Origin of the sequence: Sphingobium mellinum, from assembly GCF_037860795.1 — a bacterium.
GTDB lineage: Bacteria > Pseudomonadota > Alphaproteobacteria > Sphingomonadales > Sphingomonadaceae > Sphingobium > Sphingobium mellinum.
This window is the reverse complement of sequence record NZ_JBANRK010000003.1, coordinates 165,577-177,690: the sequence shown is the minus strand read 5'-3', so window position 1 is coordinate 177,690 and position 12,114 is coordinate 165,577. Positions and strand designations below refer to the sequence as shown.

The 12,114-nt window shown below is 63.3% G+C and carries 9 protein-coding genes, 1 tRNA gene and 1 pseudogene; 6 read left to right on the top strand and 5 right to left on the bottom strand.

Going from position 1 to position 12,114, the window contains the following annotated elements; translation table 11 throughout:
* Positions 1–242: 242 nt before the first annotated feature.
* Positions 243–1,748: an ArnT family glycosyltransferase gene (locus tag AAC640_RS07870; protein WP_340265560.1), complete on the bottom strand. Its 1,506-nt coding sequence runs from the start codon at positions 1,746–1,748 to the stop codon at positions 243–245.
* Between the two features lie 284 nt (positions 1,749–2,032).
* Here AAC640_RS07870 and AAC640_RS07865 point away from each other — a divergent pair, with 284 nt between their 5' ends.
* Together AAC640_RS07865 and AAC640_RS07860 are read left to right on the top strand one after the other, a co-directional pair.
* The gene (locus AAC640_RS07865) at positions 2,033–2,440 is read left to right on the top strand and encodes a hypothetical protein (protein WP_340265559.1); all 408 of its coding nucleotides are present in this window, start codon (positions 2,033–2,035) and stop codon (positions 2,438–2,440) included.
* Positions 2,437–2,637, top strand: a complete 201-nt coding sequence (locus tag AAC640_RS07860) for a hypothetical protein (RefSeq protein ID WP_340265558.1) — start codon at positions 2,437–2,439, stop codon at positions 2,635–2,637. Before AAC640_RS07865 ends, AAC640_RS07860 begins: the two co-directional genes overlap by 4 nt.
* 39 nt (positions 2,638–2,676) lie before the next feature.
* Here the strand turns inward: AAC640_RS07860 and AAC640_RS07855 are convergent.
* Positions 2,677–2,751 (bottom strand) — tRNA-Val (locus AAC640_RS07855).
* A 123-nt stretch (positions 2,752–2,874) separates the two neighbouring features.
* On the opposite strand from AAC640_RS07855, the gene AAC640_RS07850 reads away from it, so the two are divergent.
* On the top strand, positions 2,875–4,209 hold the full coding sequence (locus AAC640_RS07850) for a C4-dicarboxylate transporter DctA (RefSeq protein WP_340265557.1): 1,335 nt from the start codon (positions 2,875–2,877) through the stop codon (positions 4,207–4,209).
* A 4-nt stretch (positions 4,210–4,213) separates the two neighbouring features.
* On the opposite strand, the gene cpdR is transcribed toward AAC640_RS07850, so the two are convergent.
* The gene (gene cpdR / locus AAC640_RS07845; protein WP_340265556.1) at positions 4,214–4,591 is read right to left on the bottom strand and encodes a cell cycle two-component system response regulator CpdR; all 378 of its coding nucleotides are present in this window, start codon (positions 4,589–4,591) and stop codon (positions 4,214–4,216) included.
* Positions 4,592–4,736: 145 nt separating this feature from the next.
* On the opposite strand from cpdR, the gene AAC640_RS07840 reads away from it, so the two are divergent.
* A complete protein-coding gene (locus AAC640_RS07840; RefSeq protein ID WP_340265555.1) occupies positions 4,737–5,630 on the top strand; it encodes an N-formylglutamate amidohydrolase in 894 nt (297 codons plus the stop codon).
* 57 nt (positions 5,631–5,687) lie between these two features.
* Here the strand turns inward: AAC640_RS07840 and AAC640_RS07835 are convergent.
* A pseudogene (locus AAC640_RS07835) lies at positions 5,688–6,185 on the bottom strand (MFS transporter); the annotation flags it as partial.
* Positions 6,186–6,556: 371 nt separating this feature from the next.
* Here AAC640_RS07835 and AAC640_RS07830 point away from each other — a divergent pair.
* Positions 6,557–7,150, top strand: coding sequence for a nitroreductase family protein (locus AAC640_RS07830; protein ID WP_340265554.1), 594 nt, complete (start codon positions 6,557–6,559; stop codon positions 7,148–7,150).
* 119 nt (positions 7,151–7,269) lie between these two features.
* A complete protein-coding gene (locus tag AAC640_RS07825) occupies positions 7,270–9,927 on the top strand; it encodes a GAF domain-containing hybrid sensor histidine kinase/response regulator (RefSeq protein WP_340265553.1) in 2,658 nt (885 codons plus the stop codon).
* Positions 9,928–9,966: 39 nt separating this feature from the next.
* Here AAC640_RS07825 and AAC640_RS07820 read toward each other — a convergent pair whose 3' ends face one another.
* The gene (locus AAC640_RS07820; RefSeq protein WP_340265552.1) at positions 9,967–12,018 is read right to left on the bottom strand and encodes a hybrid sensor histidine kinase/response regulator; all 2,052 of its coding nucleotides are present in this window, start codon (positions 12,016–12,018) and stop codon (positions 9,967–9,969) included.
* Positions 12,019–12,114: the final 96 nt, after the last annotated feature.

Sequence of the window (12,114 nt, the reverse complement as noted above, 5' to 3'; positions counted from 1 at the left end):
ATCGATCAGCCGTGGCGCATCATGACCATAGGACGCCGCAAATGGGCGCGTGGGTCGTGATCAATGCAGGTTGGTATTATTCGATGCTGGGGATCGAAGGACGATTGCTTAGGCTACAGCGTGTCTGCTCGGAAAGCCCATAACTAACGAGCGATATTATGTGTGAAGGGAGGCGATGTCAGAGTTCATGGCTTGCTAACCAAGCCTCCGCTGTGCCTTGTGATTGGTCAGCATATGCGTATTCAGGCGCCTTTGCGGCCTGCAACGCAGCCATCCCGCTCAACCACCATTTTCCCGACCTGCACCTTCAGCAACGGCACAACCCGCGGATCACAAGTCGCGACGATCGCGCCCGGAGGTGCTGAAGTCAGCCCACGGAGCCCGCCGACATGGGTGACAGCACGTCCATTTTCGTGCGCGACCATCATGTAGAAGCGCAGTTCAGGCGCATAATGGGGGTCGTCGGGGATGCTCCAACCCGGCTCGATCACGACCACGGGCGCACGTTCGTGGGAAAGCGCTTCCAGCAGAGCGCCGTATCGCGCGCGCGGATAATGTTCGCGGTCGTACAGCAAGGTCCGGTCGACATCGACCGCCCGCGCAACGCCATGCGCGACCAGCAAGGCCGGTACAAGCATCGCGATCCACAGCCGGTAGCGGGGCAGTTTTCTCGATTCCGCTTGCACACGAAAGCGGACAAGGATGGCGTGCACGGCCAGCGCCGTCGCAATGGCTACGAACGGATAGGCCGGCAGATAATAATGGACGAGTTTTGTGCTGGTCATCGTGACCACAACAAGCTGCCCCAAAGCGATACATAGCGAAAAGACCATCGCGAGGCGTAGTCGGCCGTGCGTAATTGGAAGCGCGAGGGGAGAAAGCAAACCTGCGATGCCAAGGCTGAACAGCCCGCTGATGAATGTGGTTTCGACATAATACCAGGGCGGGCCATCATGATCGTCTAGCGCCTCATTGAAGCGGCCGCTGACGTCATTGTAGATCATGGCGTGCAGATATCCGGGATCCGCCTGCTCGCGCAGGATCAGGAATAGCGCAATGGGAACAATGGCGATAATAGCCCCGATAAAATAGTGCGCGTTGATCACTCTGGGCCAGCGCCGCGTGATCAAGAGGTAGAGCAAAAGTCCGGCACCGGGAACTGCGCCTGCCATGGCTTTTGTCATCAGCGCACCTGCACCCAACAAGCCGGCGAGCAGCAACCAACGTAGCGGCGGGCGCGATCGATGCACCGCGAAAAACAGCAGCATCAGATAGCCGGTCGTGAAGAAGGTAAGTAGTGCGTCGTAATCGGCCGTTCGCGCGCCATGTTCTCCGAAAAAGGCGACGCTTGCTGTAAGCGCGATGCCACCAAAGGCAGCGATCGCCGCCGAAGATGTGATCCGGTAAAGGAACAGCATCACGAGCAGGACCGTGCCGAGCGCGCTGATGATGGACGGAAGCCGAAGCGCGAATTCGGTTGGGCCAAACACAGCCATGCTGCCCGTCATTAGCCAGATGAGCAGTGGCGGTTTGGTGTTCCAGAGATCCTGATGATAATCATAGGTCGTCACCAGTCCGATGCCGCCGTGGCGCATCTCCATGGCGCTGATGACAAGCCGTCCCTCATCCCAGATCAGGATCGGTACGGGTTTGCCGACAAGGTAGAGCAATATCGCGAACGTCGCGATCACCGCCGCCAAAAGCCGCATATTCCAGAACCGACTGCCCTTGATCCGGCTTCCGATCATTATTCTTGCTTCCCGTTCCCATTTCAGCTGACGAGCTAGCTTGATTTGGTGAAAATCCCGCTAACCACCGCCCCCGATATCCCAGGCAGCGAAGATGGCGAAGCCGCGGACCCGGCGATCGTCGTCTATGGCAGCAATCTGACTCGAAACTAGGTTTAGGTGGGCACAAAACCCGCGACCAGGTCACCCCCGAACGCAAATATCGCCTATCAGTCGACGCCATCGCCGAGCTACTGGATTATTCGGTGCCGGGGGCGGGGAGCTATGGGGGCCACGCCGATCGCGTGATCCCGCTCCGCCGCTATCTGATCGGCGCCATTACGACGCTCGCTCGCCCCGACGCGATCTTGGACATGAGCGTCATGCACGAGCGCGGGCAGTGGATGCAGAACGAGCGCCGCTTTGCACTCAACCCGGAAGGTCGCCTGCAGACGAGGAAGGTTCGCCCTGTCGTGCCTGTGGTCGATTTGCTTCATTCCTGGTTGTCCGCATCCGACGAGTGGCTGGTGTGCGGTCAGCGATCCCGGCTCGATTCGGACCAGCGCATTGATGTCATCGAGCAATATCGTGTCGCCAGTGTAAGAAGCGCCTGGCGGGGAGCGCGGGAGAAGTTGGGCATCCCCGATGGATGGGGCCCAAAGCTGATTCGGCACAGCATGGCGACCATTCTCGCGAGTAGGCGCGTGGATTGATCGAGCTGGAGATTGCGCTCGGGCATCGTCCTCTGAGCAAGACCTCCAGCCACTACGCCATCTTTGACCCCAACTATCTGAGCACGATCAGACACGGGATTGAGCACGTTGTAGCGGATCTCACCCGCATGGCCGGTCCGGCACTTCACGCAATACTCACGCAAGAACATGAATATGTGATGGTGCTCCGGGCATAGAAAAGCCCCGGAAACCACAAGGATTTCCGAGGCTTGTCATGGTGGGCGTGGCAAGGATTGAACTTGCGACCCCTGCGATGTCAACACAGTGCTCTACCACTGAGCTACACGCCCACGGGAGTTGCGCCAATAGCGGCGGGCGTAGGGGTGCGCAAGCGGGAAATTGGGCCGCTCGGCGAAAACTCTGGACAGGTCGGGGGCATCCCATATGGTCCGACGGGAAGGGGACAATCGCGCATGATGCCAGTGACAACCATGGCGGCCCAGGACGTGCCGCGGCTTCCTCTCTATCGACAGCTTTACGTGCAGGTGCTGGTCGCCATCGCGTTGGGTGTGGGGATCGGCCATTTCTTTCCGCAGGCCGGTATCGCGTTGCAGCCGCTGGGCGACGCCTTCATCAAGCTGGTGAAGATGATCATCGCGCCGGTCATCTTCCTGACGATCGTCACCGGTATCGCGGGAATGAAGGAACTGGGCGCGATCGGCCGGGTCGCGGCCAAGGCCTTCGCCTATTTCCTGACCTTTTCCACCCTGGCGCTGATTCTGGGGCTGCTGGTGGCCAACCTCGTTCACCCTGGCGCAGGCCTGAACATCGATCCTGCCACGCTGGACGCCGGCAAGGTCGCGCAATATCAGCAACAGGCCCACGCCCGCAGCCTAACCGGCTTCCTGATGGACATCATCCCCGGAACGCTGATTTCCGCCGTCGCCGACGGGCACAATATCCTGCAGGTGCTGTTCGTCGCCATCCTGTTCGGCATTTCCCTGACGCTGATCGGGGAGAGGGCGGGGCCGCTGATGACGGTGCTGGAATCGGCCAGCCACGCCATCTTCAAGCTGGTATCTATTCTCATGAAGGCCGCTCCCGTGGGCGCGTTTGGCGCCATGGCCTTCACCATCGGCAAATATGGTGTTGGCACGCTCGCCAATCTTGCTGGACTGGTGGCGACATTCTACCTGACGTCGCTGTTGTTCGTGCTTGTGGTACTGGGCCTCGTGGCGCGGCTGGTCGGTTTCAACATCCTGCACCTGATCCGCTATCTGAAGGCAGAGCTGCTGCTGGTACTGGGCACGTCCTCGTCCGAAGCCGCGCTGCCGAGCCTGATCGAGAAGATGGAGCGTGCCGGCTGCCGCAAGTCGGTGGTCGGGCTGGTCGTGCCTACAGGTTACAGCTTCAACCTCGACGGCACCAACATCTACATGACGCTCGCGGCCCTGTTCATCGCCCAGGCGACGAATGTGCATCTCAGCATTGGCGACCAGATCCTGCTCCTGCTGGTCGCGATGCTATCCAGCAAGGGCGCGGCGGGCGTGACCGGCGCCGGTTTCATCACGCTCGCCGCGACGCTGTCGATCGTACCCTCCGTACCTGTCGCGGGCATGACGTTGATCCTGGGCGTCGATCGTTTCATGAGCGAATGCCGCAGCCTTACCAACTTCATCGGCAATGCGGTGGCCACGATCGTGGTGTCGGTCTGGGAAAAGGGGCTGGACCGTGACCGCTTCCGCGCCGCCATGGCCGGCGTTCCGTTCGATCCGACTCCCGACATGGAAAAAGTGGTCGCGGACTGACGGTTCAGTTGAGCCCGCTCACCGTGGCGCTACCGAACATCCGTTCGATCTCCAGCACCAGGTCCCGCAGATGGAACGGCTTGGACAGCACCTTCGCCTGCGGCACGGCCTTGCCGGCCTTCAGCGTCACGGCGGCGAAGCCGGTGATGAACATGATTCGCATGTCCGGCGCGATCGATGCGGCATGTTGCGCCAGTTCGATGCCGTCCATCTCCGGCATGACGATGTCGGTCAGCAGAAGGTCGAACTGATCCGTTCCGATGTGCGGCAGGGCTTCCGCGCCTGTTGACACGGCGAGGACGTCATAACCGGACCGCTCCAGCGCACGCGCCAGATAGGCGCGCATGCTGTCATCATCCTCGGCCAGCAGAATTCGAACCATCGCTGCGTCAGTCTCGCCTTTGGCCGATCACGGCCTGTCCCGCGCCACCCCTCGCGGGTGGCGCTGCCGACCATTATATGCGAGAGTGGCTGCATATATCCAGCCAAGTAACCATTTTTGCCGGGGCCGTGTGCAGGAGACGCCTTTGACCCATTCCGCGCCGCGCGATCCGGTCCGCTCCACCCCTGCCTATCATCTCTATGGATCGGACCGCCCCGCCGGCCCGGTTGTCCTGTCGGTGCCGCATGCCGGCCGCGACTATGACGATGCGCTGCTGCGCGCCGCTCGGGTGGCGCCCGACATTCTGCGGCGGCTGGAGGATCGCTGGGCCGATCTGCTGGCCTTCCCGCTGATCGAACGGGGCCATTGTGTCATGGTGGCCCGTCAGCCGCGCGCTATGATAGACCTTAACCGGCACGAGCGGGAGATCGACCCGACCATGATCGCGGGACTGCCGCGCGATGTGCCGTTGCAGACGTCGGCGAAGTTGCGGGGCGGGCTGGGTCTCTTTCCGCGCCGCCTGCCGGGTGCCTATGAACTGTGGCAGCGGCCGATGACCTGGGACGAAGCGCGCCGCCGCATCGACCTCATCCACCGGCCCTGGCATGCGACGCTCGGCGAGTTGATGCGCGCCGCCCGCGAAGTCCACGGCCATGCCGTGCTGATCGACCTTCATTCCATGCCGCCGCTGTCCCCCCCTGCCGCCGGGCAGCCTGCCGCCGACGTCGTGCTGGGCGACCGGTTTGGCCGGGCCGCCTCGACGCGCCTGATGACGCTCGCGGCTGATGTGCTCGAAGGACATGGTTTAAGCGCGGCGCAGAATCATCCCTATGCCGGCGACCATATGATAGAACGCCATGGCCGGCCCGCGAATGATCTTTACGCCCTGCAGGTCGAGGTGGATCGCAGCCTCTACCTCGATGCCGCGCTGGATCGGCCCGGACCCGGCCTCGGCCGGCTGCAGGCAGCGATCGCCACGCTGGTCGAAGCAATCGCCTGCGAACCGCCGCGCGCGGCCTATCCGCTGGCTGCGGAATAGGCCGCGCGATTCGACGTGGGTTTCAAACGACGGGCTGATCGGGCAGCGCATGGGTCGGGTCGGGAACATGATGGAATGGCACAGACCCACCAGGATCAGCGACCACATCGCCACCGGTCCCTGCGCGAAAACGGTGACTGTCATCACGACGAACGCCGCGGCGGCGAAGACCGCCAGCACCTTGCGCGCGTCGACCCGCTGCATGATCGCTGAACCGGCGAACCGGCCGATCATCATGCCGCCCCACAGGAAAGTCAGATAACGTCCCGCCTGTTCATGGGTCAGGCTGGCGATCTGGGGCTGGCTGATGAAGTTCACAAACAGGCTGGCGACGCCGTTCTCCGCCATCACATAGATGAAGATCGCCGGAATCCCGAAGACCAGGTTGCGGTGCGACCAGAGCGACAGTTGCCTGCGTTTCTCCTGCGCCAGCCGGGTTACGGATGCGCCAATGGCGGGCAGGGGGAACCGCGCGATGATGATCGCGAGGATCAGCAGGACGAGCGCGACCAGCCCATAAGGCAGGATCACCGACTGCGCGTCGGCCATCCGCTTGACGGTGATGAAGCCCCACATGAAGAAGAGGCTGGCGAGCAGCGTGAGGGCAGGGCCGTATCGCGTGCCCGGATGATGCTCCATCGCGCCGGCGGCTATCGATGCGGGGGGACCTGCCATTCACCTTCTCCAGAAGCGCGGGCCGGCCGGATTCGCACAGGGTTTCGTGGCCAGCATTGTCGGCATTGGCGTGATATGAACTTGTCCCGCATGCCGCAAGCTCAAGCTCAGCCGCTGGCCCCGGCCCTGATGGCGATCGATCTGGTCTGATCGGATTTTCCAACGGATGGACGGCGTCCGACTTGATGCGGCGGTGCCGGATCGCGATATGGCGGCGGAACAATCGCCATCCTCACGCCCCGGGAGATTTCATGACGCCGCCTTCCCGTACAGTCACACGCGCCGTCGATCCGCTGTTCATCGAACGATGGTCGCCGCGCGCCTTCGACGCTTCGGCCCTGCCGCAGCAGGATCTCGACACGATCTTCGATGCCGCGCGCTGGGCGCCTTCGGCCTTCAACTACCAGCCATGGCGCTTTCTTTATGCCCATCGCGACAGCGCGGACTGGGCGCGCTTCCTGGACCTGCTGCTGCCGTTCAACCAGAGCTGGGTCCAGCATGCTTCGGTGCTGGTCTACATCCTGTCCGACAGGATGATGGCCAGCCCCGGTTCCAGCGAACTCAAACCCTCGCACAGCCACAGCTTCGACGCGGGCGCGGCCTGGGCGCTGATGGCGCTGCAGGCGACGCGCCTTGGCTATCACAGCCATGCGATGACCGGGGTCGATTTCGACCGGGCCCGCGACGAGCTCGCTGTGCCGGACCGCTTCCGCCTGGAAGCTGCGGTCGCGATCGGGCGGCGCGCCGACAAGGCGATATTGCCCGAAGCGCTTCAGGCGCGGGAGGAAGCCAGCGGCCGCCGCGACATCGACGCATTTGCCCACGCCGGCAATTTCGTCGGCTGAGGCGGGGTCGCTACGGCCCTTCGCCACCTCGTTCCAACATCCCCTGCATTCCGCAGTTGGCGACCTAATAACAACAGGATAGGGTAATCCACCTGGTGAAGAGGTCGTATCGATTGGACGTGAAACTGCCGAACCATGATGCGTCCCGGACGTGGACGTCGCTTCTCGCAACTGCCGAGCGGCTCGCGAACGCGCGCTCGCTCGACGATGTGATAGAGGCCGCGCGCGCCACCGCCCGCGTGATTGCGGGCGCGCACGGCATTAGCATAGTCCGCGGCGAGGGCGATCATTGCCATTATCTTGCGGAAGATGCGATCGCGCCGCTCTGGGCGGGGCAGGCCTTTCCCCGGGCGAGCTGCATTTCCGGCTGGGTCATGAGTCATGGCCAGCCGGCGGTCATCCCCGACATCGCCGTCGATCCGCGCATCCCGCAGGACGTTTATCGGGATACCTTCGTGCGCTCGCTGGTGATGATGCCGGTCGATACCGGCGCCGCGCCCATGGCCATCGGCGCCTACTGGGCGGATGTGGGGCAGCCCGAGGCGCTCGCCGTCGAAAATCTGGGTCAACTGGCGCGGCTCGTCGGCGCGGCGATCCGCAACCTGTCGCTTCAGGCCTCGTTCGAGATCATCAACCGCATGGGCGCCGCCGTCGCCGCCGAACAGAATCTCGACGTCATCGTCCAGACCATTGTCGATGGCTCGGTCGAGTTGACGGGCGCGGAATTCGGTGCCTTCTTCTACAATCTCGTAGACCAGAAGGGCGAAAGCTACATGCTCTACAGCCTGTCTGGCGTGTCGCGTGAGGCGTTTGCCGATTTCCCCATGCCGCGCAACACAGCGATCTTCGCGCCGACGTTCGAAGGCCAGGGCGTTGTACGGTCCGATGACATCCGGCAGGATCCACGCTATGGCCGCAGCGCCCCTTATCATGGCATGCCGCCCGGCCATCTCCCCGTCATCAGCTATCTGGCCATGCCGGTCGTGTCCCACAGCGGCGAAGTGCATGGCGGCCTGTTCTTCGGCCATCATCAACCCGCGCGCTTCACGACCGAGCATGAAAAAATCATCGCGGGGGTTGCCGGCCATGCCGCCATGGCCATCGACAACGCCCGCCTTCATCACAAGGCCCAGCGCGAGATCGCCGCGCGCACCGTGGCCGAAAGCGAACTGCGCCAACTGAACGCGACCCTGGAACAGCGGATCGAGCAGCGCACTGAACAGATCAGAAGCGCCTTTCACGAACTGGAACAGAGCGAGCGCCGCTTCGGCCTGCTGGTGCAGGGCGTTACCGATTATGCCATGTGCATGCTCGATGCTGAAGGCACTATCACAAGCTGGAATGCCGGGGCGGAGCGGATCAAGGGCTATACAGCGCGAGAGATTGTCGGCCGCAACTTCGCCTGCTTCTACACGGAGGCCGACCAGCAGGACGGCATGCCCGCCCGCACGCTTCACATCGCCACAACCGCCGGCCGGTTCGAGGCAGAAGGCTGGCGCGTGCGCAAGGATGGCACGCAATTCTGGGCCAATATCATTGTCGACGCCATCCACGACGATCAGGGCCGCCTTATCGGCTTCGCGAAGGTCACCCGCGATCTCACCGAAAAGCGGGCGGTCGAGGAACAGCTGCGCCAGGCCCAGAAGATGGAAGCGGTGGGGCAGTTGACCGGTGGCATCGCGCACGACTTCAACAATCTGCTGACGGTCATCAACGGCAATATCGAACTGGCCGAACGCAGCCTTGCCCGCGATGAGGCCAGGACCCGGCGCGCGATCGCCAATGCCCGGCAGGGGGCGGAGCGCGCCGCCGCGCTCACCCAGCGCCTGCTCGCCTTTTCCCGTCGTCAGCCGCTCGTCCCCAAGCCGCTGCATCTCGACCGGGTGGTGGAGGGTTTGTCGGAACTGCTGAAACGATCGCTTGGCGAACTCATCCAGCTGGAAACCGTCAGCGGCCCACATCTGTGGCTTGTGGAGGCCGATCGTAATCAGATCGAAAGCGCGCTGCTGAACCTTGCGGTCAATGCGCGCGATGCCATGGCGGAAGGGGGAACGCTCCGGATCGAAACGGCCAACGCGCATCTCGATACCAGCTATGCGGCGATGCAAGGCGACGTGACGCCGGGCAATTACGTCATGATCGCGGTCAGCGATACCGGCACCGGCATGTCGTCGCCGGTTCTCGTCCGAATTTTCGAACCCTTCTTTACCACTAAGGAAGTCGGTCGTGGCACAGGCCTGGGCCTCAGCCAGGTCTATGGTTTCGTCAAGCAGTCGGGCGGCCATGTCGAGGTCCTGTCGCAACCGGGGCAAGGCACCACGGTCAAGCTCTACCTGCCGCGTTTCACCGGCCCTTGCGGCGACGTGGCGCGGCCCGATGTGGTCGCCCGGACGGCAGAAGCAGGCGCCTGCGGCGAAACCATCCTGGTGGTCGAGGATGACGAAGGCGTGCGCGCATACTCGGTCGAGATATTGCGCGATCTGGGCTACCACGCGATTGAGGCGGCGGACGGGCAGGCGGCACTGAACCTTCTGGAACAGACCGACTCGCGCATCGACCTGTTGTTCACGGACGTCGTGATGCCCGGCCTTTCGGGTCGCGAACTGAGCGATCGCGCTCGCGCCCTGCGCCCCGACATCAGGATTCTCTACACCAGCGGCTACACTCGTGAGACATTCCTGCGTGACGGCAAGCTCGACCCGGACATCAGCCTGCTCGCCAAGCCCTTCACCCTGCAGGAACTGGCCCGACGGCTACGCGATCTGCTGGATAATTAAGCTCTTCGCATCCCGGACGATGCAATCGGAACGGATACTCTAGCGGGCGTACCGCTCATCCGCCCGATCCAGCATCTCGCGCACCTTGGCGGCGAGGTCGGTGTAGGTGAACGGCTTGGTCAGCAGTTCGACGCCGGGGTCGAGCCGCCCGTGATGAATGATGGCGTTGCGGGCATAGCCGGTCGCGAACAGAATACGCAGCCCCGGCCGCCTCGCAAGCGCCTCGCGCGCGATATCCTCGCCGTTCATGCCGCCGGGCAGGACCACGTCGGTGAACAGCAGGTCGATGGGCGGCGAGGCGCGATCCAGTATCTCCAGCGCGGCCGCCCCATGGCCGGCCTCGATCACCCGATAGCCCAGCTCTTTCAGGACATTGACCGCATAGGCGCGCACATATTCGTCGTCCTCGCATACCAGGATGGTCTCCTGCCCGTGGCTGACGGCGGAGTGGGGACGTTCGCCCGCCTGGTCGTTCGCGGCGACGGGGCCATAATGACGCGGCAGGTACATCTTGACCGTGGTTCCCTGGTCGACCTCCGAATAGACGCGGATATGGCCGCCCGACTGTTTGATGAAACCATAGACCATGGACAGGCCCAGCCCCGTGCCGCGCCCGACTTCCTTGGTGGTGAAAAAGGGTTCGATCGCATGGCTCAGCGTCTCGGCGTCCATGCCATGGCCCGTGTCCGACAGGCTGATCAGCACATATTGGCCGGGCTGCACATCCTCCTCCCTCGCGGCGTAATGGTCGTCGATATGCGTGTTCGCGACCTCGATGGTCAGCTTGCCGCCCCGCGGCATCGCGTCGCGCGCGTTGACCGCCAGGTTCAGCAGGGCATTTTCCATTTGATTGATGTCGATCTCGATCGGCCACGCGCGCGCCGCCTGTATCGTTTCGACCTCGATGGTTTCGCCCAGCGTGCGGCTCAGCAGTTCGGACATGCGGCTCACCAGCCGATTGGGGTCCACCTGTTCGGGTGCCAGCGGCTGGCGGCGTGAAAAGGCAAGCAGCCTTTGAGTCAGCGTCGCGGCACGCTGCGCGCCCGCCATGGCACTCTCGGCCGCCCGACGCAGCCTCTCGATATCGGCCTTGTCGCCCGCCGAAAGCCCTCGCTGCAGCAATTCCAGATTGCCGGTGACCACCTGCAGCAGATTGTTGAAATCATGCGCCACCCCGCCCGTCAGCTGGCCCAGCGTCTCCATTTTCTGGGCCTGGCGCAGCGCCGCCTCGGCCTCCGCCAGCGCCTTGGCATGGGCCCGCTGTTCGGTCACATCGCGGGCGACGCAATAGATCAGTCCTCCGTCGGGTACAGCGGTCCAGCTGAAGGTGCGGTAGCTGCCGTCCTTTGCCCGGAACCGGTTTTCGAAGCGCTGCGTCGTCACGCCCGTCTGCAATGAGAGGGTCTCCGCGCGCGTTCGGGCAACGTCATCGGGATGTTCCATCCATTCGGATGTGCGCCCGATCAGTTCCTCCTCGCTCCATCCCAATATGTCCGTCCAGGCGGGACTGGCGGCCACCCATATGCCCGCCGTGTCCGACACCAGGAAGGGGTCCCGGGCCAGCGTCCACAAACGGGTCCGATGGGCCAGCATCGCGCGTTCCGCCTGCACCCGCTTTGTCGTTTCGCTGACGATGCACAGCGCGCCTCCGATCGACCCGTCCGTCTCGAACACGGGCGAATAGGAAATGTCGAAAAACACCTCTTCGCCCCGCCCGCCGTCGCGCTCGATATAGAAGGGACGGTCCTTGGCATGGACCGTCTCGCCATGCTCCACCACGGTCAGCAACAGCGGTTCCAGGTCGTCCCATAATTCCGCCCAGCCCTCGCGCGCCGGTCTGCCCAGCGCTCCGGGATGCTTGTCGCCGATGGTGGGGGCATAGGCCTCATTATAGAGGGCGCACAGGTCCGGACCCCAGAACAGCACGATTTCCGCCTTGGATGACAGCATCAGCCGCACCGTGGACACGAGCGAGGTTGACCACTGCCGAACCGGCCCCAGCGGCGACCGCTCGTCTATGGCGGCGGTCAGGGCTCCGACAGGCCCATGGGCGGCAATCATCGCGGCGACATCCGGGGCCGGGATGTTCACGTGCTGTCCCCTGTTCGGCTGTTCATTTTGCAGGATACGCCTAGCTCCCCGATTGTATCCGCCGTGGCGGCCGCCGCTGTGACCTTTTGTCCACAT

What these genes read in the sequence shown, in the direction of transcription:
- AAC640_RS07870 (WP_340265560.1), bottom strand. Translation starts at nt 1,748, where the DNA reads ATGATCGGAAGCCGGATCAAGGGCAGTCGGTTCTGGAATATGCGGCTT.
- AAC640_RS07850 (WP_340265557.1), top strand. Translation starts at nt 2,875, where the DNA reads ATGATGCCAGTGACAACCATGGCGGCCCAGGACGTGCCGCGGCTTCCT.
- cpdR (WP_340265556.1), bottom strand. Translation starts at nt 4,591, where the DNA reads ATGGTTCGAATTCTGCTGGCCGAGGATGATGACAGCATGCGCGCCTAT.
- AAC640_RS07830 (WP_340265554.1), top strand. Translation starts at nt 6,557, where the DNA reads ATGACGCCGCCTTCCCGTACAGTCACACGCGCCGTCGATCCGCTGTTC.